A 23941-nucleotide genomic window follows, 5' to 3' on the forward strand; every position below is an offset into this window, starting at 1 on the left:
GCAACCAAAACAACTAAGGGTGGAAAATTGATGTATGGTTTTTTTTTGCTCCTTTTTACATCAGGAACTCTGAAAGCTTGCATAAGATGATAATGATGAGTATTCTCATTATCATCTTATGCAAGCCAGACAAGGACCGCATGTATGACTGACAAACTTGAGCAACAGGGAGTCAAATGGATACGCAGTGACGAGTTGGTCAAGAGTCCATCGGGACTGCTCATTCTGCACAATGACGAACCTTACCGATTGCGCATCACACGCAAAGGCAAATTAATATTAACCAAGTAACGTTCACCCAACCTGACAGCTATTAGCCAGACGCTCAGCCGCCAGCCACAGCCTGTCTCCCTGATACAACCAGTTTTTGCGAGAAGGCGATTGCCATGCATCTCATTTTCGATGTCCCAACCACCAGCACACCAATGCGACATCATTTTGATCAACGGAATACGCAACAAAGGTCACTTGTCGCCCCTGTACTGTGGGACGGTGAAGCGGATTTGGTGGGCACATGAAAACACTTGTTTACCACCTGCATATCCCTCTGCTCGGTGCTCTATTACTTGCTTTAATGCTGGCTCCCTCTGTGAAGGCGGAGACGCTGCAGCATGTTGTGAATGTAGATACCTCACCGGCAGAGATATCGACTGTAGCGCGTTGACTTTGACAAAGCCTGCGATCAACAAGCAGATGCTCTAGCCAGACACCTGCCTTGTGTCACCAAACTTCATTGTGCTAATACAAAGCCTTTACACATTAATGAAAATGATTTTCAATACTATTAATTTTATTATGTTATAACGGAGCAGAAATGAAACACGGTATTCACCCAGAGTACGACTATGTCGTTTTCCGCGACACCAGCTGCGGCAAGACATTCCGTATCCGCTCAACCTGCACGTCAACTGAAACGATCACCTGGGAGGATGGCAAAACCTATCCCCTGATCAACCTGGATATTTCCAGCGCGTCACATCCTATCTATACCGGCGAGCAGCGTCAGGCCAGCAACGAAGGTCGAGTGGCACGCTTCAACAAGCGTTTCGGTAATCGCAATTTCAAAAAGGACTGAGGGGGGTAACAACATGCAAGTATTGAGTTCACTGAAGACCGCCAAACAACGCCACCCCGACTGTCAGGTCGTCAAACGTCGAGGTCGCTACTACGTCATCTGTAAAAGCAACCCGCGCTTCAAGGCGCGACAGGGTGGCGTGAAAAAGCGCTAACCTCCATACGCACTGGCTGGTACCGGAGCTCCCCTTCCTCCGGGCCAGTCAGCTACAGCACCGCCATGTTATTTCTAAATGCAAACAGCACTCAGCCTTTTGCAGACTCTGCACGAGATCGCTATGATAATGATTCTCAGTAGCAGGGATTAATCAAACACATGCCTCTCCATCTTTCCGCTGACTTTTTTATCAAGCAACGGCAACTCAGTGGCTGGTTTGAACAAAGCCTGGCCGTAGACGGTATAAACCGCTTCACCACCGCACGCATCAGCCCTGATATCCAGATTACCCGAAGTCATTGCAACTTCACCGATTCCTGTCAGTGCTGCATCGAACACCCTGCTCCCACTACGCTGGTACTTTACGGGATCAGTGGCATTTGTCAGTTCAGCACGGAAAATCACCAGTGTACGGTACGTCCGGGGGATCTCTGGGTAATGCAAACAGCCGAGGAGCCGCTGCAACGCTTGACGCCCGCCAACCAGATATGTGCCATGCAGGTCGTCAAATGTTCAACGCAACGCCTGTATGACACGGCGATACCCGCCTTGATCCCCCCCTTTCGGCTCTGCCGAATCGCGCGCCAAAGTCAGCCTCCGGTCGGTTTTCAACGATTGTTCAATAACCCGCTCAGCACAGCGATCGACAAATTGATGGCAGAATCCCAAGCCCTCGAATTGTTGGCGCACAGCCTGAACCTGATGCAGGCCGAAGCGCCTCCGCAGCCGCCTGCTGGTGCTTCAGATACCCTACATCTAGCCACCGAGTTGCTGACAGCAGACCTGTGCTCGCCCCCATCACTGGAGGCGCTTGCAAAGGCAACCGGCATGAGCCATGTCCGGCTCAACCGGGAGTTCAAGCTCTACTTTGGCAATACCGTATTCGGCTGGCTACGCCAGCACCGCATGAGTCTGGCCCGGCACCAACTCAGGCACAGTCGACGTGAAATCACGGAGATTGCACTGCAGCTGGGTTACAGCAGTGCCAGCCACTTTTCCAGCAGCTTTCGCCAACACAATGGCTGTACGCCTCTGCAATATCGTATCAACGCCGCCTGAGTCGTGCGGCATTTGACACTGGCCGATTCAGCATCTGAAAGCACTGTTACGCGTCTGCGCCTACATTAATGCCATTCTTCTCTGGCCAGGACTCACTCATGCCTTCCAACACACTCACGATGACGCGTCGCTTTCCTATCAAACCTTTGGCGGCTCTGCTCATGCTAACGCCCTGCATTACGGTAGCCGCCGCCGAAACCACGGTCGATACCCTGGTGATTACCGCCCGACATTGGCAGGAAAATGCTCGTCAATTGCCCGCCACGCCAACCCTACTGACACCCGAACCTGATGATCATGAACTCTGGAGCAGTCTGGAGTCGCTGACCGGACGCACCGCAAATGCGCGCCTGGAGGATTCATCGGTACAGAAACGCATCGTATTGCGCGGTATTACTGCTGTTAACACCGGATTACAGGACCCTCTGGGGGTCTTTGTCGATGGCGTAGGGTTGCCACTGGGGCTCAACCAGGCTCCAGCACTGTTCAACCTGGACCGTATCGAACTGCTCAAGGGGCCACAGGGCACTCTGTACGGCCGCAACACGGAAGCGGGAGCGCTACGCTTGATCACTCCAGCCCCGGCCCAACAGCTGGAAACCTGGGCAAGACTGTCACAGCTGTACCTCGACAATGGCAACGGCGAGCAACGCAGCCGCTTGGCCGCCGGCGTGTCCGGCCCTCTGAATGATGCGCTGAAAGCAGGACTCGCCATCCGCGCCGAAGGCGGCGGCACCGGCATTCACAACACTCATGCACTGCACGATGAAGCTGGCGACTTCGAACAGCTGTCACTATCGGCCAGCGCCGACCTCGATCTGTCCCAACGAACACGGCTCGCTTTTCGCAGCCGTCTGGACAGGACCAACAACGACATGGAGCGCATGCGCTACGCCAGCGGCCCCCTGCGTACCGATCCCTTCACCACCGCATACAACCGTGATGCCTACAACGAGCAGCATACCGGCGTTCACTCCATCAGACTGACACACCAACTGCCGACCGCCGAGCTGACCGCCATCACAGGTGTCAGCCATTATGACCGTCACTTCATCATGGATATGGACGCTTCCACCCTTCCAGCCCCAGCATCGGCCCTGGATCAGGACAACCGAATGTGGTCACAGGAGATAAGGCTGTCGTCACTGCCCAGCGCAGCGCGCCAGTGGCTGATCGGCCTGTACCTGTTCAATGAAGACAGCGATATCGATTTCAGCACTGGTACACCCACCACACTGCGGCACACCAATATCGATCAGGAAGGCGTTGCCCTGTTCGGCCAGGTCGAATTCCCGCTGGGCGAACGCTGGATGTTGACCACGGGAGCGCGTCTTGAGTACCTAGACCAAAGCGGGAACCAGGACAACATCAGCCTGCTGGGCCAGCGTCGCTATTCCGCCGATCACGGCAACACCGAGTTCCTGCCCAACCTGGGGCTCAGCTATCACCTGACGGACGGCAGCCTGGCCTACTTCAACCTGTCACGCGGTTACCTGCCCGGCAGCTACAACTACAATCAGGCCAGTGATGCCGAGAGTTTCACCTATGACGCCGAATACACCGACACCGCCGAACTGGGGCTGAAAACCGACCTTTTCAACGGCCAACTCGAAGCGGACATCAACCTCTTCTACAGCCGGATCAGCGACAAACAGATTGTCGACCTGCAACCCGGCGGCACCCAATCCGTCTCCAATGCGGCCAAGGCACGCAGCTACGGACTGGAACTGGCGCTGAAGGCTCCTTTGGGCCAGGGCTGGCAGCTTGACTCGACCTTCGGCCTACAACATGCCGAAGCTACCGACTACACACAGAACACCTTCTCGGGCGGACAGCTTGTGCGTACCAACCTGTCCGGCAACAAGCTGCCGCTGGCGGCTCCCTACACCTATAGCCTGGGCGTTCAGTATGACAAGGGACACGGCTGGTTTGGCCAGGCTCGCCTCAACGGCAGCGGCGGCTACTACTTCGACAGCCAGAATCAGGTCAAGCAATCGGCCTGGCAGAGCGTCGACATGGAGCTGGGCTATGCGTTCCGCGACTATCGCCTGTCACTGGCGGCACAGAACCTGTTCGACGAGCAGTACTACACCCGGGCGCTGAATACGCCCAACGGTTTGCTGGTGGAAGATGCAGCCGCGCGGGAAATCAGTCTCAACCTGTCGGCACGCTGGTAATGACAAAAGCCCCGGACGCCGGGCATCCGGGGCGGGGGCGGGGGCGAAACCGATAGATTCATCAACTGGCAGGGGCCAATTCCGCCCGGCGCCGTCTGTGCCCTGCAAGCATCACCACGGCGACCAGCGCCAGCAGCAAACACGCCACCAGTCCCCACAGGGCTATAGTAAAGCCCCAGGTCGCCACCAGCGCACCAAAGCCGGGTGGCCCCAACGCAAAACCGGTGAAAAAACCGGCCGACAACCAGCCGGAAGCTCGCGGAACCTCGCCGAAACCGGGATCATGCAGCAGCATGCTCATGGCAATGGCGTTGGTGGCCACCAGTGTAGCCCCGATGCCCGTAACCGCCGACCACAGTGGTAGATGATACGCCTGCGTCGTTAACTGCATGACGCTTAACGCCACACAGGCACCCACGATCAACACACCCAGCATCAACGACTCGTCTGGCCAGTTCCGGGCTAGCGGGGTCAGCAATGTCCTTGCCAACACGCCGATCACGCCGAACAGCATCACCATCAATCCTACCGAGGACGGCGACACTCCCATTTCCGCGGCAAATACCCCCAGATAGGTCATGAACGAAGACAGGGTCAGCCCGACCCCAAGCTGCACCAGCGCCAGCAGAATCAATGCACGATTCGGTCGTATCACGCTAATGGGACGTGAAGACCGATCACTCTGATCACTCGGAATCATCCTGGCCCCCAGCAGCACCAGCACGATGAGCACCGGCACCCAGAATAGAAAGGCATCCTGCCAACTAAACCAACCCGCCAGCAAGGGCATCAACGCACCCGCCAGCAGGGCGGACAATTGCACCCCAGACTGTTTAAGGCCAACCAGAAAAGCCTTGCGTTCCGGATCAGCCCAGTGCGCAATGGCCTGGTTGGTTGACGGGTTGGCCAGCGCCTGCGCCAGTCCACAGACCAACAACGCCATCAACAGGCCATAAAAGCCGGATGTCATTCTAATCAGCCCAAAAGACAGCGCCACCAGGACAAACAGGGCCAACAGGCTGCAACGCACGCCAATGCGGCTCACCAGCGGTCCAGCCACCAATGACGCGGCGGCGGCCACGCCAAAGGTGGCCGTGGTTAGCCATCCCAGCGCCGCTACTGGCAGCTGCAGAGTCCACATAATCTCGGGACCCAGTACCCCCACCGCGTAAAAGACCATCATCGGCATCCCCATGGCGGCCAACAGCAGGGCCGTCAGGGCAGGCTCGGAGACCCTGATTTGATTATGCATAACGCACCTCTGGAGCGTCGCCAACCGCACTTTCTCGCAGAAGTTCTCGGCCAATACTGCTGACAAGCGCTTCATCGGCACCATCGAGAATATGCGTGGCCCGCGCCAGCGCATGAATACGCGCCAGCGGCAGGCCGTCGCCCAGCCCCTCGGCGCCATGTACCTGAATCGCACTGTCCACCGCCCTGCTCAGGGCATCAGAGGCGGCCAGCTTGGCCACATTAACTGCGATGCTGTCCGTTTCACCGCGGTCATACCCGGCAGCAGCGGTTTGCAACAGCCCTTCAGCACTGGCGATTGCACGGTAAACATCATACACGCGCGCCCGTACAAGCTGCTTGTCCGCCAACGGAATGAGGCTCCCGCGCGGGGAATGTATACGCGCGTGCATCAATTCTGAACAGCGCCGAGCCAGACCTATCCAGTGCGCCGATCTCAGCATCCGCCCCAGCAACAGACGGGACTGCATCACCTGCCTTCCCTGCCCCTCGCGACCAAGCAGGTAACTGAACGGAATCCGTACTTGATCGAAGCTGAGCGCGCCTTGCCCCTGCCAGTACCCCAGGATGTTCAAACCACCTTCATAGGTAAAGCCCGGCGTATCGGCGGGTACCAGCAGCATAGACAGGGAATCCTCAGCCGTCCGCGCCACCACAGTGAAGAACTGCGCCCGCCCGGAGCGACAGATAAACCACTTGCGTCCGTTCAGACACCAGCCATCAGCGGCCTTGCGTGCATCGAACGCCAGCGTTGCCGGCACCGAACCGCTGCGATCAGGCTCCGACATGGCATAACCGGCAACCGTCAGACCGGCCGCCAAAGGTTTGGCAAAACGCTCATGGATCAGCGGGCTACCGAAGCGGTGCAGCATATGTGCATCCACGGTCAGGTCCGCCCCAAGGATCGCGGGCGCGAACTCAGATCGTCCTTCTTCAAACGCCACCGGCAGGTAATCGCCAAGGGTGGCAATTTCCCCACCCAGTGCATCAGGAAAGAACAAGCCTGAAAGCCCCGCCTGTCGTGCTTCCTGCGCCAATTGATCGCTCAGCTGCGAAGCTCCATCATGTTCCGCGGCCAGCTCAGCCTCACGCGGAATGATGCGGGTATCGACAAAGTGTCGGACCTGCTCGGCCAATGTCTGGCCAGTAAATGTTGTCATGACTGATCCTCAACCTGCCTTTAATGTGGGTACCGCCAATGCGGCAACATCTTGCGCCAGCTCACGCTTGTCGACCTTCCCTGCTGGGGTCATCGGCAATTGGCGGCGAAAGTGCAGATACTCCGGCAGCTTGCCGGCATCCAGTCCGGCCTGCTGTAAAAAGCCCCGGATAGTCGACAATGAAAAGCGCGTACTGCCTTCTTTCAATGTGACGCACAAACAAAGGCGCTGGCCCATGTCCTCATCCGGGACCGGAACACAGGCGACCGACACCACGTCAGGGTGCTCGGCCACCAGTCCTTCAACCTGCACCGGGCTGATATTGACCCCGCCGCGTATGATGATGTCCTTCTTGCGTCCCTTCAGCACCAGGTAGCCTTTGGCATCGATCATGCCCAGATCGCCCGTTTTGACCCAGCCCTCTGACGTTCGGTAGCGGGCATCCAGATCTGGAGCGTTGACATACTGCATCGGGCTCAGGGGGCCACGTGCCAGCACCTCTCCAATTTCGCCCTGCGGCAGTGTTTTCCCCTCATCGTTGACAATGCGGATCTCACATACGCCAGGATTGGGCTTGCCAGCAGTTGTCAGGATCGCTTCGATATCATCATCCGGCAGGGTATGGCAGTTGACACCATCGGCCGAGCCATACAGGTTGATGAAACTACAGCCGAAAGCACCCGTGCAGCGCTGAACCGTGGCCCGATCAATCACAGCGCCACCACATATCAGGGCACGCAGCCCGCTTCTGTCGATCTGCTGCAGTGCTGGTTCTGCTGCGATACGCTGCATCATCGTCGGCACACCCAGAAGGAAATTAGGCTTATTGCGTTCAATCATCTGGACTGCCTGGGAAACGCTGAATTTCTGCATGATCACCACCGTGCCGCCCAGCCAGCACAACACACCGACAGTCGCCGTAGAACCGAAGGCCGAGCCTAACGGCACCATATAAAAACCGGTAAACGTCTCGTTCTCGGGTAACAGGCGTTGCAGGAAACGCCCCCTACCACCGACCAGCGCATTGTGGGAATAGGCCACCAGCTTGGGTTCGGACTCAGTACCGGACGACACCAACAGGCGCACCGGCGAGTCGGGACAGACCAACGGTAACTCCGCTTCAGACAGAGGCTCAGCGTCCAGCATCCGGTCCAGCGTCTGCCAGCCCGCACGTGACGCGCCCTGCACGACCAACAGGCGCAGCGACAGCAGCGACGGCCGCAACGACTCAATCATCGCGCACAGATCCACCTCGTTGTAGGCCTCCGGTGCCACAATGACGCGGGCATTGCAGCGTCGAACCAGCGACTGTATGTCCAGTCGGTCACGCCCGGCCGGAAAAGGCGCAACCACCGCGCCAAGCGCGGCCGCCGCCAGGTCAATGGCGCAGCAAGCCCAATGGTTGGGTAGCTGACAGGCGATTACATCGCCCGGCACCACGCCGGCATCACGAAAACCGCGTGCCAGGCGCAGCGCAGACTGATACAGCTCGCGATAGGATATGCTCTCATCCGGACTGATCACCGCAGCCTGGTCGGGATGCGCTTCGACCTGCTCTCGAAACAGCTCAAAAGCCGGTTTATTCGGATAAATACCTTCGTCTTTCCACTGTTGACGTACAGCGGGTGGAACCAGATCGATAATGCCGGCAGTATTCATATGAACCTCCAGGGGGATTGCACAGCCGCATAGTCACGACATATCAGGTAGGGTTGAGTTATCTCGCAGGTACAAAGATCGCTCAGGTGTTCGATAACGACGGATGCCGGTACACGCTCCTCACGCAGGCGTGTTTCCCAATACTGGGCGGTCCGGGATAACAATCTGTCCTGCAATTGGGGTAGCAACTCGGCTTTCGAGCAATGCTCTATACCGGCCAAGTTACACAGCGCCCTGTATTCGCAGTCTGTGTTGCATTCGATGGCCAATAGCCCCTGCCCGGTCGACACTACCGTCTCAAATATGGGGCGAGACTGATAATTTCGCACTAGCTGCAACAACAGTTCAGCGCCTCCCAACAAGCTGCTTTCGATGCGCACTCCACGCTGATCCAATGCACGGTACAACAGGCCTGCCGTTGCACCCAACGTGGCCATGGCACCACCGAGCACATCCAACACTGTAAACAGAGAGCCTCCCTTTTCGCCGGACTGCTCGGCAATCACGGACGCTACTCCCGACCAAGCCTGAACCACAAAATCGGTGCCCGGCAAATCGGTCTTTTCAGTGCCCCAGCCACCAGCATAGGTGTACACCAGCCCCGGCTGATGAGACGTCATCATGTCAAAATCCAGTCCCAGTGCCCGGTCCTTTCCCGGCGCCCAGTTTTGCAAAAAGACGTCGGTTTCCGGCAACGACGCAGCGATAGAATCCCGCCCTTCCGTTGTACGTATATCCACTTCCGTGACCTGCTTGCAGGCACTGATCGCATCGAAACGGACTGAACAGCCATTAACACAAGGCGGCATCGCCCGTAGCGGGTCGCCGCCAGGGGGCTCCAGGCGCAGTACTTTAGCCCCGGCCAGACTTAACAGGTGACCGGCCAGCGGGCCCTGAATCCGGCGGCAGGATTCCATTACTCTGATCCCGGCCAAAGGCAGAGTAGCATCCTCACCAGCTTGTCTCAGCGCCGGAGCAATCGGCCCCTGTTGCACCTGCCACAGCCTTGGTGCCATGGCGCTGGCCTCTGCCTCGCGCCAGTTTTTCAGTGGAATTACCGCTACGCCGGCAGCTTCCGCCAAAGCTTGGATACGGGCAAAAGGTAGTTGAGCCAACGCCTGCATACAGGCCTCCGGCATGGGTGATTCTGCACGGGCGTAACGCATCAGAAAGCCTCGCCAGGCACGACCGGCCACCGCGTCGGGCAAATCGACTTGCTCCCAGAACTGCCGCCAAGGCTCCGGCGTTAGGGTTTCCAGTTCAAATCGAACACCATCGGATGAGACAAAGGGCGGGCGAAATGATGGCGAGGAGGAATCCGGCAGGATTGATTCGGCCTCATCGGCGGCAGTGGCACCCGCCAGATATTGACCGATACTAATCAGCCCCGCCCCCAGCATCGATACCCAGACGTCACGGTAAGGTCGTCCCTGTTGGGCGGACACCAGTACCGCCAGTCCGCCCTGCAGCGCCAAAATGGCGGACAGCGCCGATACATAAGGCAATCCCAGCGCCTGCGCACCGCCACTCGAGCGCCCATGCACCGACATGATGCCGCACTGGGCCTGCAGCACCGACTCAGACGGCGCCATCCCCGGGATACCAGTGGCGGTAACAACCCGCACTTCATTTTGGCCGCAACCCTGTAAACCGAATGCCAGACAGTCCGGCTCGGCCTGTAAGGTTTCACCAGGCAACACATTTATACCCAGTGACTTCGCCAGAAGGTTAACCGCCGACACAAAGGGAGCCCAACCATCATGATCGCAGCGGCTATGCCAAGTGAGCGTTAATGAATCGAGCATTGATCTCATCACGGGCACTCACTTGTCGCCAACTGTCTTGGCCAATGCACCACCGGCGACCGCCGGCAATACAGTCAGCCGATCGCCACGGATAACCGGCGTGTCCAGCCCCTGGGAAAAGCGAATGTCTTCATCATTCAGAAAAATATTGATGTAGCGGTGCAACTGCCCACCAGACATCAACCGCGCATTGATTCCGGGGTACTGTGCTTCCAGGCTGGCAATCACATCGGTGATGGTTTTGCCTTCCGCGCTGACTTCTTTGTTACCCTGAGTAAACGGACGCAGAACAGATGGGATCATTACAGTGATAGACATGGGTACTCCTTGTATGCCGGGATGCCCGGCGCTGAATAAATGAAACGCCAATCAGACGGGGACAACCTGCTCTTCCAGCACCGCGCCGTCTGATATGCGGAAACTGCGTACTGGACAGTCGGCCGGCTCCCAGGTGGAAACAATCAGGTAATGCGCATCGGGATAGAGGGCATGCTCGATATCTTCACGACTGGGCCAGGCAATGCTCGCGGTATGGGAGTGATAGATCACCCGGCACTCCTGGTTGCACTCCTCCAGCTCGCACCAAACCTTGTATTGCTGACGTGGATCGAAACAGAAAAAGGTTTCGGAAGCCGCCTGATTGCGCATCGGAATCCACCGATCGGCAACCGGGCTACCAACGTCGGCCGCTACTACGCCACAGGTCTCGATAGGATGGTCCTTGCGTGCCTGCTCAATGATGGCATCCAGCACTGCACTACTGATCTTCAACATGACTTTGTCCTCGCATCAGTAGGATGGCAATGCGGGGTCGATTTCGCTGACCCAGGCCACCACTCCACCTATGAGATTGTGCGCTTTGTGCACACCAAGCGCTTGCAACTCGGCAGCGACCGCCTGCGAGCGCTGACCTGATTTACAGACGATGATCATCTCTGCATCAGCGCCGTATTCGTCCACAAGTTCCTTCGCCAGGTTGGAAGAGCGTGATCTCAGGCAAGACTGGGGAATACGCACAATGTCCCATTCGGTGGGTTCACGCACATCAATCAGTAGGGGCCGATGCCCTTCCGCCAATTTGGCGCTCAAGGCCTGTACCGATAATTGCGGCACGGGCATGGCGGGCGTTTCCCGCACCGCAAGACCCAGGCCACAGAAGTATTCGTAATCTACCAACTCCGTCACCGGAGTCCGCTGCGGATCACGTCGTAACGGCAGTTCATGATAGTGCATCGCCAATGCATCATAGGTAAGCAAGCGCCCCAGCAAAGGGTCCCCAATACCAGTAATCAGCTTGATCGCCTCGGTCGCCATGACAGACCCTATCGAAGCGCACAGGATACCCAGCACGCCTCCCTCGGAGCAGGATGGTGCAAACTCGGGTGGCGGCGGCTCTGGATAGAGATCACGATAATTGAGTCCCATGCCATTTGGGGCACTTTCCCAGAACACGGATACTTGCCCCTCAAAACGGAAGATGGAGCCCCAAACATAGGGCCTTTCCGCCAGAATGCAGGCATCATTGACCAGGTAACGAGTCGCGAAATTATCGGTCCCGTCCACGATCAGGTCATACTGGGAGAACAGCTCGACAGCATTATCAGGCTCCAGCCGAAAGGTATGAGTTTCAACACAAACCAGCGGATTCAGGGCATCAATGGCACGCTTGGCACTCTCAGCCTTCAATACACCGACCTGATCCACTTGATGGATCACTTGACGCTGCAGGTTGGATTCCTCTACCCGGTCGAAGTCAACGATCCCCAGGGTTCCGACACCGGCTGCAGCAAGATACAACAGTACTGGAGAACCCAAGCCGCCCGCACCGATTACGAGTACACGAGCATTCTTGAGTCTGCGCTGCCCCTCCATACCCACATCGGGGATCAACAAGTGTCGGCTATAACGGTTAATTTCATCCCGGCTCAACTCGGCGGCGGGCTCCACAACGGGGGGCAAAGGCATAATCCAATCTCCATGCTTAAAACATAACGATAATCATTCTTATTAAAAAAATAACAAATGAAAAGCCATTTTTCGTATGCAAAACAGAAAAAACTATGCGAAACAGCTCAGGAGGGAGAGGGTCACAAGGCACTGCAACCAGAAGGTAATTAACTTGACTACTATATAATAATGATTATCATTTGACTCGGTAAGACTGACAGGAGTCAATATCATGCAGAGTACCCCCATTCGCTTGGGACTGGATGTCCCACGTCAGATGTTTCAGCTGAAAAACGGCTGGTGCCGTCGGCAACTACCACCCGACTTGGGGTTGTGCTACTCAGAGCATCTGGAGCTGGAGACTGGCCTGGCCTTAATCCGGCTGCACTACCATCCGCGGCGCCCACTGATCGAAGAAACCGCCTGTCCTCACCAGGGACGAGTGCTAGTCGTCACACTGGGAGTGCATGGTGTCTCCGCTTTTTACCAGCAAAAGAATTCTGACTTATCTTTCAAGGCCGGACACACCACTATATCCACCTTTGCCAACACGCCTGGCGAACGTCACTACAAAGCCAACCAATCAGTTTCGCAGTTACGGCTGGCGGTCAACGAAGTCTGGCTACAACGTTATCTAGGCGACGAGCGCTGTAACGCTCTGCTGGGCGATGGGCACCTTCATCAACTTGCCTTTCACCACAACTCCATGGCTACTAATAGTCATATCAAGGCACTCAACCGACATAACCAGCCAAACATTAACGACATGCCCAACAAGCTCAACGCACATATTCATGCCTTGAGCTTGCTAGCCGAACAATTTGAGCAGCTTGTGCCAGAGCCGTGTAAGGAAAAACAGGTATTCAGCACTCAAGAGTTGGAACGGGTTGAGCAGGCTCGAAATTTAATGAATCAGAACCTTGATATTGATCTAACACTGTCTTACTTGAGTCACCAAGTTGGACTGAGCGAGCACAAACTGAAGCAAGGGTTTCAGTATCTGTATAACACAAGCCCCAAACAGCTGCTGACCGAGCTACGCATGCACAAAGCTCATACACTCCTGACTTCCGGCTATCAGGTCGCACAAACGGCCTGGATGGTCGGTTACCGTTACCCCAACAACTTCAGTGTTGCTTTCACGCGTTTTTTTGGTCATGCGCCAAAATCGGTGAAAAGCAGCGGGAACTAACCCTCGCAGCTTATCACTCCGTCACAGTCACGCCTAAAACGTGCTGACCATCGTTTCCTGAAAACTTACGGCAGCCTGTAGCAGATCCACCCTGCCCGCTTATGCACTGCAGGCAGTAAGAAAAATTTACAGGATCATTGGATTAGGGACGTCGACATACATCTCCTCAATGAGAGCGTAGGCCGCCTCACGATTAACTGACTCATTACGCACTTCACAACGCTGAGAACAGGTAGCATGAAAAGCAACACACATCATGTGTACGAAGTATGGCACTTCCTTCAAGTGTTATGTTATAACAATAATCTATTGGATAATGATGCTTTAACTCGCGGTTCGTGATAGCGCGATCAACAAACGGAACGTAGTTACCGATGACATCCATAACTCCGAAGGGCGCGTCGCTCATTGCAGCCAACACACATACTATTGGCCAGCGCACCTACCCTCGCTTTCATCTAGCCCTGGCAGGGTTCGTGGCCACATGTTGCATCTATGTCTACACGGCCTTATCGAATTCATCCTCTGAATCAAACATACAGAGTACGGCCACGATGGAAGACAGTGCCGCACCTTCCTTGATCGAATGGCAGCTTCCAGACCTTGTAGAACCACCAGCACAGGTCTCGATGAACTACGAAATTCAGCCAGGCGATACCCTCAGCGACATTTTCATGGAACAAGGATTCGGGAATACTGCCTTGAATGCGGTCCTCGCGGCAGACGAAGAGCTGCTCGCACTGGATGTGCTCCGGCCCGGGACCTTACTGCGTTTCGAGCGCGCTACCAACTCCGGTGATTTGCTTGTTCTATCGATAGTTTCTCATCCCGGCCACACGATCCACTACCGGCGAACCATCAACGACCACTTCGAGTTTGAAGAAGAGATCAAGCCGAGCAACTGGCACGAAGAAGTGCTAGGCGCACCGATCCATGGCAGTTTTTATGCTTCTGCAAGCGAGGCTGGACTAAGCGATGGCGATATCTTCCGAGCTCAGCGGATTTTAGAAGAAAAGGTAAACTTTCGTCGGGACGTTCGCGCAGGCGATCATTTTGAGATCGTCTTGGGCAGAGAAATGGTGGATGCTGGTGCTACAGGTCAGACCCGTATCGAAGCCATTCGATTGCGACTTGGAAACCGCACTCTGAACGCTTTTCTCCATGAGGATGGCAACTATTACGATGACCACGGCGAGAGCCTGAGCCGCGCCTTTCTTCGCTATCCCATGCAGGGCCGTTACAGGGTCAGCTCCCATTTCAATTTGCGGCGCTTGCATCCTGTCACCGGTCGAATTGCGCCACACCACGGCGTGGACTTCGCCATGCCGACAGGAACACCGATACTGTCCATCGGTGACGGAATTGTTTCCCGAGTCGGCAATCATCCCTTCGCCGGGAAGTACATCGTGATCGAGCATCCAAGTCACTTCAAGACCCGTTATCTACACCTGAGTCGCATCGACGTCAAGCAAGGGCAGCGACTCAATCGAGGCGACCGGATAGCCTTGTCCGGCAACACCGGCCGCAGTACGGGCCCTCATCTGCATTTTGAACTACATGTAAACAACCGTCCGGTCGACCCATTGAAAGCCGACATCCCAACGGCGTCCCAAGTGCCAGCGGAAGAGATGGCCGTTTTCACACAGCGGGTAGAGAGGTTGGTAGCCGCGATGCAAGCGAACCAAACTCAGCTGGCATCACGAAGTACACCGCAGGCCACCAAGGCCGATATTTAATGTGCCAATTACATCAACTTAGTAATGGATGATAGTACGAATTGACTCACCGTTTTTCATAAGTGTGAAAGCTTCATTAATATCTTCAAGGCCCATGTTGTGAGTGATGATAGGGTCGATGATAATGTCGCCGTTCAAGTATTCATCCACCATTCCCGGCAGCTCACTGCGACCTTTTACACCGCCAAACGCTGTTCCCAGCCATTGTCTGCCTGTTACCAACTGGAATGGGCGTGTTGAGATCTCCTCACCTTCTCCAGCGACGCCAACAACAACGCTTTTACCCCAGCCTTTGTGAGTACATTCCAGAGCCGAGCGCATGATGTCAGTGCTACCGATACATTCAAAAGAGTAGTCCGCACCGCCATCTGTCATTTCGATGATAACGTCGGCAATAGGTTTATCGTAGTGCGTCGGGTTCACGAATTCCGTTCCGCCAAACTCTTTGGCTTTCTCAAGCTTGTAGTCATTTATGTCGACACAGATAATGCGCTTCGCTTTGGCCTTGAGCGCACCTTGTACAACAGACAAGCCGATAAAGCCCATACCAAACACCACAACAGTCGAACCTTCTTCAACTTTTGCTGTGTTAAGTGCCGCACCGATTCCGGTAGTAACACCGCAGCCTAACAAGCAAACTTTATCCAACGGGGCATCCTTGTCGATTTTTGCCAACGAGATTTCTGCAACGACAGAGTATTCGGAAAATGTCGAAGTGCCCATGTAGTGGTAGATCGGCTCACCCTTATAGCTAAAACGAGTCGTTCCATCAGGCATAAGTCCGCGGCCTTGTGTTTCACGAACCGCCTGGCAAAGGTTTGTTTTGCCTGATTTACAGTACTTACACTCACCACACTCAGGGATGTAAAGCGGGATGACGTGATCTCCGGGCTTAACACTGGTTACGCCTTCGCCAACTGCCTCGACGATAGAGCCGCCTTCATGCCCAAGAACGCAAGGGAAAACGCCCTCTGGATCTTTACCTGATAGTGTAAAGTAATCGGTATGGCAGACACCCGTTGCAATATTGCGAATCAATACTTCCCCGGCCTTGGGTTCTTCGAGATCTAGCTCAACGATTTCAAGCGGTTGGTTTGGTGCAAAGGCAACAGCAGCGCGGGTTTTAATCATTTCAGGTCTCCACTGAACACTATTATTTAGGTTGCTCGCGAATTCAACTCCGAAGTGCGACACTCGCCTATGCAGCCTGAAGGTATTCTTGGAACACCATTTCTGGCTGCCTGAATCCGAGGCATTTACGCGGCCTCAGGTTTAACCTCTTCTCTGCCCACCGCACATCTTCATCCGTAATCAGCCTCAGATCCGTACCCTTCGGGATGAACTGCCGCAGCAGCCCGTTGAAGTTCTCGTTCAGTCCACGCTCCCATGAGGAGTACGGGTGTGCAAAGTAGAACTCCGCCCCCAGCGCTTCCGCTACGGCCTTGTGTTCGACGAACTCGCTGCCGTTGTCCGCCGTGATTGTATGCACATGGTCCGCATAGGGCATGAGCATATCGATGATCGCATCCCGCACGTCCGTAGCCCGCTTGGCGTCGACCCTGCGGACCAGATACAGGCGACTCTTGCGCTCCGCCAGCGTGACCAACGCACCGCTACCATGCTTGCCCAGAACGGTATCGACCTCCCAGTCACCAAAACGCTCTCGCGTGTCCACGATGGCCGGACGATCGTCGATCGAAATCGGCTCCGGGATGACCGCACGCTTGCTGTTGCTGCCCTTGCGGTACCGTTTGTGTCCTTGGCGCAATGTCTTGTAGAGCTTGCCGCCACGGGCCTTATCGGCAGCGACATGACGGTATATCCACTCATGGCTCACCGGCAGACCAATGAGCTTGCCGATACCGCTGATCTGTTCCGGACTCCAGTGCCAGGACAATGTCAGTTCCACATACATGACGGTCTGCTCCGGCACTCTGTATTTGCGTGCCATGACTCGACGTGCATGGCTTCTGGCATGCGCTTCCTCGGGCTCATACACCCCGTCATGACTGTTACGCTTCATCTCCCGGTAGACTGTGGAGCGATGAACTTCAACTACAGTAGCGATCGCTGCCGGCGAATATCCCTGCGTAAGGAGAGCCGATATCTGGTATCGTTTCCCCTCGGTCAACTGCTGATAACTCATGGTGATACTTACTTTGACTTTGGCGAGCTGAAGCGTACCACCTTCGGCAGTTGGCCACCTCTCGCCGTTCAACCATGAGTGTCGCACTTATTATCTGAATTCCCGCTGTAACAACACCTTTTCCTGTTAAGGCAGGAGGCTACAGCGGTGACATCTGTTGTTGCCGGTGAGGTATGACTGACTGCATGGCTCATCGGTTACCAACTCAGTGGGGCGTAGCTTATTGTGTTGCAATTGAAATGATAATTGGGTGATTTTGTAAATTACTATTACGTATCTGCAATAATTGTTGTGAGCGAACGGTGATTAATAATAGAATCTATTTTTTACCCAGATGGTGGTAATCTTTTCTTTTTTAACTCTACTTTTGTGTCTGTGTAATAATGTTTCATTGGGAAGGCATTGCCGAGTTCGTGACTGTGGCTGATGAAGCCAGTTTCACCGCCGCCGCTAAAATTCTGGATATTTCCACTGCTCAGGTAAGTCGTAAAGTGACGGCGCTTGAGCAACGTCTTGGTACCAAGTTGGTTCTGCGAACCACACGTCATGTCTCTTTGACAGATGTTGGCATTACTTACTATCAACACTGTAAAGCGCTGTTAATAGGGCTTGAGCAAGCGGATCAAGCCGTCATCAATATGTCTGGTATCTTAACCGGGCATATCAAAATGACTGCAGCAATCACCTATGGTGAAAAGGTGATAGCACCGCTTGTTAATGATTTCATGCGCCAGCACGAACAACTCACCATCGATCTGGTGTTGAGTAATGAACGTTTTGACTTGATGCGTGATGGTTTCGACATGGCCATTCGGCTTGGCAAACTGGAAGACTCCAGTATGGTTGCCAGTAAACTGGATACGCGGGTACAGCATCTTTGTGCATCGCCGGAATATTTGGCGAAACATGGCACTCCAAAGCAGTTATCACAACTTCAGAACCATAACTGCCTCCTGGGCAGTACCGACTACTGGCGCTTTTGTCATAAAGGCAAGCATCACAAGCTGCACCCTAAAGGTTCAATCTCCTGTAATAATGGCAATGCATTACTGGATGCAGCGTTAAAAGGGATGGGACTGGTCCAGTTACCTGACTACTACGTTTTACCGTATCTGGAGTCAGGTGAGCTGGTAACCGTGCTGGATGAGTACAGTGAACCAGAAGATGGTATATGGGCGCTCTATCCGAACCGACAATACCCATCTCCCAAAGTCACCAAGCTTATAGAATTTCTTCGAGAGGAAATTACCAGACGCCCTGCAGACTGCTGGTAATACCCAACCGCCCTTCCTCGACCTGTTCTATGGATGTTCTGGGATGCCACTACACCTTCGCAACAGTACCCTGGTTGCCATTCGGCTTTCTCTTCAATTCATGCCATAGGCCTGCAGTAAACAGCCGTCAGCTTAGCTTTTCTTCTGCTTTCGTATCTGACCAGGCTTCCAGGAAGCGCAGAGGCTCACCCTGGGGCTGCCCGGACAAGACTTCATCCCGCACAACGACCTGACCGCGAATGATCGTGTGGATAGGCCATCCAGTCACATCCAGATCGTCGTAGGGCGTCCAGCCACTGCAGCTGGCAATCCAGTCGTTACGAATCGTACGTCGAGCCGACAGGTCCACCAGCGTCAGATCGGCATCAAAGCCCAGCGCGATGCGCCCCTTGCCTTCGAGACCGAAGATCCGTGCAGGGCCCGCGCTGGTCAAATCCACCAAGCGTTCCAGGCTCAAGCGACCGGCATGCACATGGTCAAGCATCACCGGTAACAGGGTCTGCACACCGGTCATTCCGCTGGGCGACTGCGGGTAGGGCTTCGCTTTTTCTTGCAAGGTATGCGGCGCATGATCACTGCCAATCACATCCACCAGGCCGTCTTGAATGGCACGCCACAAGGCATCCTTATGGCGTTGATCGCGAACCGGGGGGTTCATCTGGGCAAGACTGCCGAGGCGCTCGTAGCAATCGGGAGCGCACAATGTCAGGTGATGCGGTGTCACCTCCACCGTTACTCGGCGCTTGTGCTGCGCCAGAAGAGTCATTTCCTCGGCGGTGGAAACATGTAATACATGCAGGCGACGTCCGGTTTCCGCTGCCAGCCTTAGGATACGGCGCGTTGCCATCAAGGCACTTTCCATATCTCGCCACTCGGGGTGCTGACGGACGTCACCACTGGTTTCGACCAAGGCCTTACGCTGGCGTAATCGCGCCTCATCTTCAGCATGCACCGCCAGCCGACGGCGTCCCTGACTGAGAATCCGCCGCAAGACCGCCTCATCATCCGCCAGCAGATCGCCGAAAGAACTGCCCATGAAAACCTTGATACCGGCACAGCCGGGCAGGTTTTCCAGCACAGACAGCTGGTTTGCGTTGGCTGCCGAGCCGCCGATGTAAAAGGCATGATCACACCAGACACGACCCCGTGCAGCCTCCAGCTTAGCCTGCAGGTCGTCTTCCCAGAGCGTCAGCGGGTTGGTGTTGGGCATTTCAAACACGGCGGTTACACCACCCAAGACAGCGCCACGAGTGCCCGCCTCCAGGTTTTCTTTATGCATCAGCCCCGGCTCTCGGAAGTGCACCTGGCTGTCAATGACGCCGGGAAGAACATGCAGGCCAGACGCCTCAATGCGGGTCTGCGCACTCCAGTCAAGCCGCAGATCGCCCAAGGCGACAATACGGCCCTGCACACACGCCAAGTCTATGCGTTCCGCACCATTGGGGGTCAGTACAGTGCCGCCCTCAATCAGAAGATCAGCATGACGAAGTTCCAGGCGACGGCTCAGAGTATCTGCATTATTCATTCAGTAACCTCTTCGTTGGCTGGCTTCGTCAAAGACTGGCCCTCGGCCGCACTCAATCGTGCGTGCCGCTCCTGCTGCATGCGCTGACGTACCGCCCAATCGGGCGCCCGTGATGCATCCAGCAAATGCTCACGCGCCTGCTCCAGCGCCAGTACACCCAGATTCTGCCCATCCCGGCTACGCAGCGAGACCTGAGCGGACGCCATCTCGTTTGCGCCCACGACAATCAGGTAGGGAATGCGCTGCAATGTCTGTTCACGTATTCTGTAGCCGATTTTTTCGTTGCGCAGGTCTGTTTCAACACGCAGCCCTGTATCCCGCAACCAATCCGCTACATCCTGGGCATAGGCCGCTTGCGCATCCGTAATCGGCATGACCATCGCCTGTACCGGCGCCAGCCAGGCCGGCAGCTTGCCGGCATAGTGCTCAATCAGGATACCGGTGAAGCGCTCCAGCGAGCCGAACAGCGCGCGGTGCAGCAGAACCGGACGTTTGCGTTGGCCAGCTTCATCGACATATTCGATGCCAAACCGCTCAGGCAGGTTCATATCGACCTGCAGTGTGCCGCACTGCCAGTCACGCCCAATGGCATCGCGCAACACGAATTCCAGTTTAGGGCCATAGAAGGCACCTTCACCGGGGCTTAGCTCGTACTCCAGATTCAGACTGTCAAGCGACTGTACGAGAGCACCTTCCAGCAGATCCCAGGTGGCGTCATCCCCCATACGGTTGTTGGGTCGGGTCGACAGCTTGATACGGATATCGTCAAAACCGAACTGGCGATAGATATCAAGCACCAACACCACAATCTGACGGCACTCCTCGTCCATCTGTTCAGGTGTGCAGTAAATATGGGCATCATCCTGGGTGAAATGACGTACACGCAGCAGACCATGCAAAGCACCTGAAGGCTCATAGCGATGGACTTTGCCGAACTCTCCCATACGGATAGGCAGGTCGCGGTAGCTTTTCAGCCCCTGGCGGTACAGCAGTACACTGCCCGGACAGTTCATGGGCTTCAGCGCCAATACACGCCCGTCCTCGGTTGCGGTGGTGAACATGTGTTCGCTGTAGTTTTGCCAATGGCCCGAAATCTCCCACAGGCTGCGGTCCATGGTGTCAGGGGTATTGACCTCGATATAGCCGGCCAGCTGCTGGCGGCGACGCATGTAAGTAATCAGCTCCTGAAACAGGACCCAACCGCGTGCGTGCCAAAAGACCGCGCCTGGTGCATCTTCCTGGAAGTGGAATAGATCCAGCTCACGTCCCAGTTTGCGATGATCCCGCTTCTCAGCCTCCTCAATACGCAACAAATAGGCACTCAGCTGCTTTTTATCTGCCCAGGCGGTCCCATAGATTCGTTGCAACTGCTCATTCTTGGCATCACCGCGCCAATAAGCGCCCGAGAGCTTGGTCAGTTTGAAATGTTTCAGAAAGCGTGTATTGGGCACATGAGGGCCACGACACATATCCACGTATTCTTCGTGATAGTAGAGGCCCATTGCCGTCGCATCAGGCATGTCGTCAATCAAGCGCAACTTGTACGTTTCATCACGCTGACGAAAAATGGCTATTGTTTCATCGCGTGAAGTCACTCTCTTGATGACCGAGTAGTTAGTGGCGATGAGCTCGCGCATGCGCTGCTCGATGGCCGCCAAATCCTCTGGCGTGAAGGCGCGTTCATACGAAATATCGTAATAGAAGCCATCATTAATAACGGGACCGATCACCATTTTTGCCGTCGGGAAAAGCTGCTTGACCGCATGGCCAACCAAGTGCGCACATGAATGACGAATGATCGCCAGTCCTTCTTCATCGTTTGGCGTAATAATCTGGACAGTGACATCACGGTCGATCAGGTCACATGCGTCAACGAGCTGACCATCAATTTTTCCTGCAAGGGTGTTCTTGGCCAGGCCGGGCCCAATCGACGTGGCGACATCCGCCACCGTCAAAGGTGCCGGGAAGCTTCGCTCCTGCCCATCGGGCAGGGTCACTTTGATACTTTGTGTATCACAGGCAGAGGACGTCTGAATATTGCTCATGGCATAGGCATCCAGACGTCAGCCCCATGGGCACTGATGACAGGAGCAGGACTAATCTTGAACACCTGAGTTCCACCTTTTTGATTGTCAAAACTTGTTTTGCATTTGGTTACGATCATTGACGATGAGTGCCGTTTTAATGGGTTATGCCTTGCACAGAGCATTGAAGATATTCTCGATCACGTCTTTTTCTACATCCTGGGTGATGAATACCAGGCGCGAGCGGCGGTCATCACTTGGCCAGGCGGGCAAGGTGACCGGTGGATGAAAAATATGCTGGACGCCCTGAATGACGATTGGCTTGCTGTTCCCTTCAACATTCAGAATGCCCTTCACACGCAAAATCTGACTGCCGACAAAGCTCATCAACACCTCGAGCCAGGTCATCAGCGTTTCCTCCGGGATGGGGATGTCGACCGCGAAACAGTAAGCCCGTATATGATCATCATGCCGATTGATATCATGCAGAATCTGGTGGCCAAATTCGGGGGTTTTCGGGCGCATCGAAAACCCAGCCTGGCCGCCACCGTGAACAGGCGCAACGGGGCGAAGCGCGTCCGGTGCATAGGCTTCTTCTTTTAACCAGCGCGCCACATCGTTGGTTTTGTTCGCCGTTGAAAACAGCCCGAGATTAAGCAGCTTGTCCGCAGTAATTTCGCCCTGACTAACCTTCCAGCGAGGAGCTGCCGGGTTGATGTTATCCAGCCGCTGATGCAACACCTCAAGTTGCTCTTCGGTTGCCAAATCAGGCTTGGTCAGCAACAACGTATCTGCCATGGCAGCCTGCTTGACTGCTTCAGGGTGATGATCGAGGGTATGCATACCCGTCGCCAAATCCAGCGTTACCACAATGCCATCAAGACGGTACCTGGGTGCAACCTGAGGATCTGTCATCAACGTATGGATGATCGGCGCCGGATCGGCAAGCCCTGTGGTCTCAATCAGCACGCGTCTGAATTGCCGCTGCCCCTTGCGGGAAAAGCGCCAGGTAATGTCGCGCAGTGTCTTGACCAGGTCACCGCGAATGCTGCAGCAGACACATCCGCTACTCATTTCCATCACCAGGTTTTCTGTGCTGTGAGCAACCAGCATGTGGTCAAGTGCCGCCTCACCAAATTCATTGATAATGACCAGTGCGTCCGCCAACTCAGGTTGACATACCAGCTTGTTAAGCAGCGTAGTTTTACCGCTACCCAGAAACCCAGTTAACAGCGTTACAGGAATAGTGTCGGTCATATCGGCTGTCACTTATGACTCCTTACAAACACAATCAACCTCCGGAATGCAGAAAGACTTACGCCTGCCTGTCTCTACTTCAATTTTTACGCTGGTGTTTATCTAAACGTTCCTGCCGCTCTTTGGCTTCAATACTCAGCGTTGCCGTTGGTCTCAATAACAACCTTGGCAGGCCTATGGGCTCACCGGTTTGCTCGCACCACCCATATTCACCCAGTGCCAGGAGATGCAAAGCATGATCAATCTTTGCCAGAAGCTTTTTCTCCCGCTCCAACATCCGCAGGTGTGACTGACGCTGCTCTTCCATGCTTCCCATGTCCGCTGGATCGCTGCTGGATTCATACTGGCTCAGTGCTTCAACGGCACTATCAATATGATTCTGCAGCTCCTCGCGCTGTTGATGTAGAAGCCGATTGAAATACGCCTTCTGCTCTTCATTCATGTACGCATCTTCAGGCTGCTGCAACAGCTCTTCTTCCGTCATAGCTGTATTCCTCT

The 23941-nt window shown here is 55.1% G+C and carries 21 protein-coding genes; 8 read left to right on the plus strand and 13 right to left on the minus strand.

What is annotated here, in order from left to right; translation table 11 throughout:
* The first annotated feature begins 144 nt into the window (after nucleotides 1–144).
* The 5 genes from hemP (at nucleotide 145) to ACAM29_RS11445 (ending at nucleotide 4467) form a co-directional block, all read left to right on the plus strand.
* On the plus strand, nucleotides 145–291 hold the full coding sequence (hemP, locus tag ACAM29_RS11425; protein WP_091821973.1) for a hemin uptake protein HemP: 147 nt from the start codon (nucleotides 145–147) through the stop codon (nucleotides 289–291).
* Between the two features lie 523 nt (nucleotides 292–814).
* A complete protein-coding gene (locus tag ACAM29_RS11430) occupies nucleotides 815–1075 on the plus strand; it encodes a type B 50S ribosomal protein L31 (protein WP_091821977.1) in 261 nt (86 codons plus the stop codon).
* A gap of 13 nt (nucleotides 1076–1088) precedes the next feature.
* The gene (gene ykgO, locus ACAM29_RS11435) at nucleotides 1089–1229 is read left to right on the plus strand and encodes a type B 50S ribosomal protein L36 (RefSeq protein WP_010323113.1); all 141 of its coding nucleotides are present in this window, start codon (nucleotides 1089–1091) and stop codon (nucleotides 1227–1229) included.
* 161 nt (nucleotides 1230–1390) lie between these two features.
* Nucleotides 1391–2290: a helix-turn-helix transcriptional regulator gene (locus ACAM29_RS11440; protein ID WP_369624182.1), complete on the plus strand. Its 900-nt coding sequence runs from the start codon at nucleotides 1391–1393 to the stop codon at nucleotides 2288–2290.
* 98 nt (nucleotides 2291–2388) lie between these two features.
* Nucleotides 2389–4467, plus strand: coding sequence for a TonB-dependent receptor (locus tag ACAM29_RS11445; protein WP_369624183.1), 2079 nt, complete (start codon nucleotides 2389–2391; stop codon nucleotides 4465–4467).
* A 61-nt stretch (nucleotides 4468–4528) separates the two neighbouring features.
* Here the strand turns inward: ACAM29_RS11445 and ACAM29_RS11450 are convergent, their stop codons facing one another.
* Genes ACAM29_RS11450 through moeB form a run of 7 tightly spaced genes read right to left on the minus strand, consistent with a single transcriptional unit; the run spans nucleotide 4529 to nucleotide 12307 of the window.
* Nucleotides 4529–5719 carry a CynX/NimT family MFS transporter gene (locus tag ACAM29_RS11450; protein WP_369624184.1) on the minus strand — a complete coding sequence of 397 codons (1191 nt, stop codon included), beginning with the start codon at nucleotides 5717–5719 and terminating at the stop codon, nucleotides 4529–4531.
* The gene (locus ACAM29_RS11455) at nucleotides 5712–6878 is read right to left on the minus strand and encodes an acyl-CoA dehydrogenase family protein (protein WP_369624185.1); all 1167 of its coding nucleotides are present in this window, start codon (nucleotides 6876–6878) and stop codon (nucleotides 5712–5714) included. The genes ACAM29_RS11450 and ACAM29_RS11455 overlap by 8 nt, the downstream gene beginning before the upstream one ends.
* Nucleotides 6879–6887: 9 nt before the next feature.
* The gene (locus tag ACAM29_RS11460; protein WP_369624186.1) at nucleotides 6888–8537 is read right to left on the minus strand and encodes a class I adenylate-forming enzyme family protein; all 1650 of its coding nucleotides are present in this window, start codon (nucleotides 8535–8537) and stop codon (nucleotides 6888–6890) included.
* The gene (locus tag ACAM29_RS11465; protein ID WP_369624187.1) at nucleotides 8534–10342 is read right to left on the minus strand and encodes a CoA transferase; all 1809 of its coding nucleotides are present in this window, start codon (nucleotides 10340–10342) and stop codon (nucleotides 8534–8536) included. Before ACAM29_RS11465 ends, ACAM29_RS11460 begins: the two co-directional genes overlap by 4 nt.
* A gap of 18 nt (nucleotides 10343–10360) precedes the next feature.
* Complete coding sequence (locus ACAM29_RS11470) at nucleotides 10361–10660, minus strand: MoaD/ThiS family protein (RefSeq protein ID WP_091822005.1); 300 nt, start codon at nucleotides 10658–10660, stop codon at nucleotides 10361–10363.
* Nucleotides 10661–10711: 51 nt separating this feature from the next.
* Nucleotides 10712–11116 (minus strand): Mov34/MPN/PAD-1 family protein, encoded by a 405-nt coding sequence (locus ACAM29_RS11475; protein ID WP_091822009.1) that lies wholly within the window; start codon nucleotides 11114–11116, stop codon nucleotides 10712–10714.
* 15 nt (nucleotides 11117–11131) lie between these two features.
* Nucleotides 11132–12307: a molybdopterin-synthase adenylyltransferase MoeB gene (moeB, locus tag ACAM29_RS11480; RefSeq protein ID WP_369624188.1), complete on the minus strand. Its 1176-nt coding sequence runs from the start codon at nucleotides 12305–12307 to the stop codon at nucleotides 11132–11134.
* Nucleotides 12308–12566: 259 nt separating this feature from the next.
* Between moeB and ACAM29_RS11485 the strand changes: the two genes are divergently transcribed.
* Both ACAM29_RS11485 and ACAM29_RS11490 read left to right on the plus strand, forming a co-directional pair.
* Nucleotides 12567–13481, plus strand: coding sequence for a helix-turn-helix transcriptional regulator (locus ACAM29_RS11485; RefSeq protein WP_369624189.1), 915 nt, complete (start codon nucleotides 12567–12569; stop codon nucleotides 13479–13481).
* A 554-nt stretch (nucleotides 13482–14035) separates the two neighbouring features.
* Nucleotides 14036–15217: a peptidoglycan DD-metalloendopeptidase family protein gene (locus ACAM29_RS11490; protein ID WP_369624190.1), complete on the plus strand. Its 1182-nt coding sequence runs from the start codon at nucleotides 14036–14038 to the stop codon at nucleotides 15215–15217.
* Between the two features lie 18 nt (nucleotides 15218–15235).
* Here the strand turns inward: ACAM29_RS11490 and ACAM29_RS11495 are convergent, their stop codons facing one another.
* Both ACAM29_RS11495 and ACAM29_RS11500 read right to left on the minus strand, forming a co-directional pair.
* Entirely contained in the window at nucleotides 15236–16348 is a 1113-nt protein-coding gene (locus tag ACAM29_RS11495; protein WP_369624191.1) for an S-(hydroxymethyl)glutathione dehydrogenase/class III alcohol dehydrogenase, read from the minus strand.
* A gap of 67 nt (nucleotides 16349–16415) precedes the next feature.
* A complete protein-coding gene (locus tag ACAM29_RS11500) occupies nucleotides 16416–17363 on the minus strand; it encodes an IS30 family transposase (RefSeq protein ID WP_369622921.1) in 948 nt (315 codons plus the stop codon).
* 383 nt (nucleotides 17364–17746) lie between these two features.
* On the opposite strand from ACAM29_RS11500, the gene ACAM29_RS11505 reads away from it, so the two are divergent.
* Nucleotides 17747–18637, plus strand: a complete 891-nt coding sequence (locus ACAM29_RS11505; protein ID WP_369624192.1) for a LysR family transcriptional regulator — start codon at nucleotides 17747–17749, stop codon at nucleotides 18635–18637.
* A gap of 127 nt (nucleotides 18638–18764) precedes the next feature.
* Here ACAM29_RS11505 and ACAM29_RS11510 read toward each other — a convergent pair whose 3' ends face one another.
* The 4 genes from ACAM29_RS11510 to dksA form a co-directional block, all read right to left on the minus strand.
* Nucleotides 18765–20162, minus strand: a complete 1398-nt coding sequence (locus ACAM29_RS11510; RefSeq protein ID WP_369624193.1) for a dihydroorotase — start codon at nucleotides 20160–20162, stop codon at nucleotides 18765–18767.
* Nucleotides 20159–22207, minus strand: coding sequence for a threonine--tRNA ligase (gene thrS, locus ACAM29_RS11515; RefSeq protein WP_369624194.1), 2049 nt, complete (start codon nucleotides 22205–22207; stop codon nucleotides 20159–20161). The genes ACAM29_RS11510 and thrS overlap by 4 nt, the downstream gene beginning before the upstream one ends.
* Before the next feature lie 144 nt (nucleotides 22208–22351).
* Nucleotides 22352–23455, minus strand: a complete 1104-nt coding sequence (locus tag ACAM29_RS11520; RefSeq protein WP_369624195.1) for a GTP-binding protein — start codon at nucleotides 23453–23455, stop codon at nucleotides 22352–22354.
* Between the two features lie 67 nt (nucleotides 23456–23522).
* Complete coding sequence (gene dksA, locus ACAM29_RS11525; protein ID WP_369624196.1) at nucleotides 23523–23927, minus strand: RNA polymerase-binding protein DksA; 405 nt, start codon at nucleotides 23925–23927, stop codon at nucleotides 23523–23525.
* Nucleotides 23928–23941 lie beyond the last annotated feature (14 nt).

The organism is Marinobacterium sp. BA1 (assembly GCF_041155135.1).
Classification (GTDB): domain Bacteria; phylum Pseudomonadota; class Gammaproteobacteria; order Pseudomonadales; family Balneatricaceae; genus Marinobacterium; species Marinobacterium iners.

Coding starts and splice junctions, on each gene's coding strand:
- ACAM29_RS11485 (WP_369624189.1), top strand. CDS start 12,567: ATGTTTCAGCTGAAAAACGGCTGGTGCCGTCGGCAACTACCACCCGAC.
- ykgO (WP_010323113.1), top strand. CDS start 1,089: ATGCAAGTATTGAGTTCACTGAAGACCGCCAAACAACGCCACCCCGAC.
- ACAM29_RS11450 (WP_369624184.1), bottom strand. CDS start 5,719: ATGCATAATCAAATCAGGGTCTCCGAGCCTGCCCTGACGGCCCTGCTG.
- ACAM29_RS11440 (WP_369624182.1), top strand. CDS start 1,391: ATGCCTCTCCATCTTTCCGCTGACTTTTTTATCAAGCAACGGCAACTC.
- ACAM29_RS11495 (WP_369624191.1), bottom strand. CDS start 16,348: ATGATTAAAACCCGCGCTGCTGTTGCCTTTGCACCAAACCAACCGCTT.
- ACAM29_RS11500 (WP_369622921.1), bottom strand. CDS start 17,363: ATGAGTTATCAGCAGTTGACCGAGGGGAAACGATACCAGATATCGGCT.
- moeB (WP_369624188.1), bottom strand. CDS start 12,307: ATGCCTTTGCCCCCCGTTGTGGAGCCCGCCGCCGAGTTGAGCCGGGAT.
- ACAM29_RS11460 (WP_369624186.1), bottom strand. CDS start 8,537: ATGAATACTGCCGGCATTATCGATCTGGTTCCACCCGCTGTACGTCAA.
- ACAM29_RS11445 (WP_369624183.1), top strand. CDS start 2,389: ATGCCTTCCAACACACTCACGATGACGCGTCGCTTTCCTATCAAACCT.
- ACAM29_RS11430 (WP_091821977.1), top strand. CDS start 815: ATGAAACACGGTATTCACCCAGAGTACGACTATGTCGTTTTCCGCGAC.
- ACAM29_RS11510 (WP_369624193.1), bottom strand. CDS start 20,162: ATGAATAATGCAGATACTCTGAGCCGTCGCCTGGAACTTCGTCATGCT.
- ACAM29_RS11475 (WP_091822009.1), bottom strand. CDS start 11,116: ATGTTGAAGATCAGTAGTGCAGTGCTGGATGCCATCATTGAGCAGGCA.
- ACAM29_RS11465 (WP_369624187.1), bottom strand. CDS start 10,342: ATGCTCGATTCATTAACGCTCACTTGGCATAGCCGCTGCGATCATGAT.
- hemP (WP_091821973.1), top strand. CDS start 145: ATGACTGACAAACTTGAGCAACAGGGAGTCAAATGGATACGCAGTGAC.
- thrS (WP_369624194.1), bottom strand. CDS start 22,207: ATGAGCAATATTCAGACGTCCTCTGCCTGTGATACACAAAGTATCAAA.
- dksA (WP_369624196.1), bottom strand. CDS start 23,927: ATGACGGAAGAAGAGCTGTTGCAGCAGCCTGAAGATGCGTACATGAAT.
- ACAM29_RS11490 (WP_369624190.1), top strand. CDS start 14,036: ATGGAAGACAGTGCCGCACCTTCCTTGATCGAATGGCAGCTTCCAGAC.
- ACAM29_RS11455 (WP_369624185.1), bottom strand. CDS start 6,878: ATGACAACATTTACTGGCCAGACATTGGCCGAGCAGGTCCGACACTTT.
- ACAM29_RS11470 (WP_091822005.1), bottom strand. CDS start 10,660: ATGTCTATCACTGTAATGATCCCATCTGTTCTGCGTCCGTTTACTCAG.
- ACAM29_RS11505 (WP_369624192.1), top strand. CDS start 17,747: ATGTTTCATTGGGAAGGCATTGCCGAGTTCGTGACTGTGGCTGATGAA.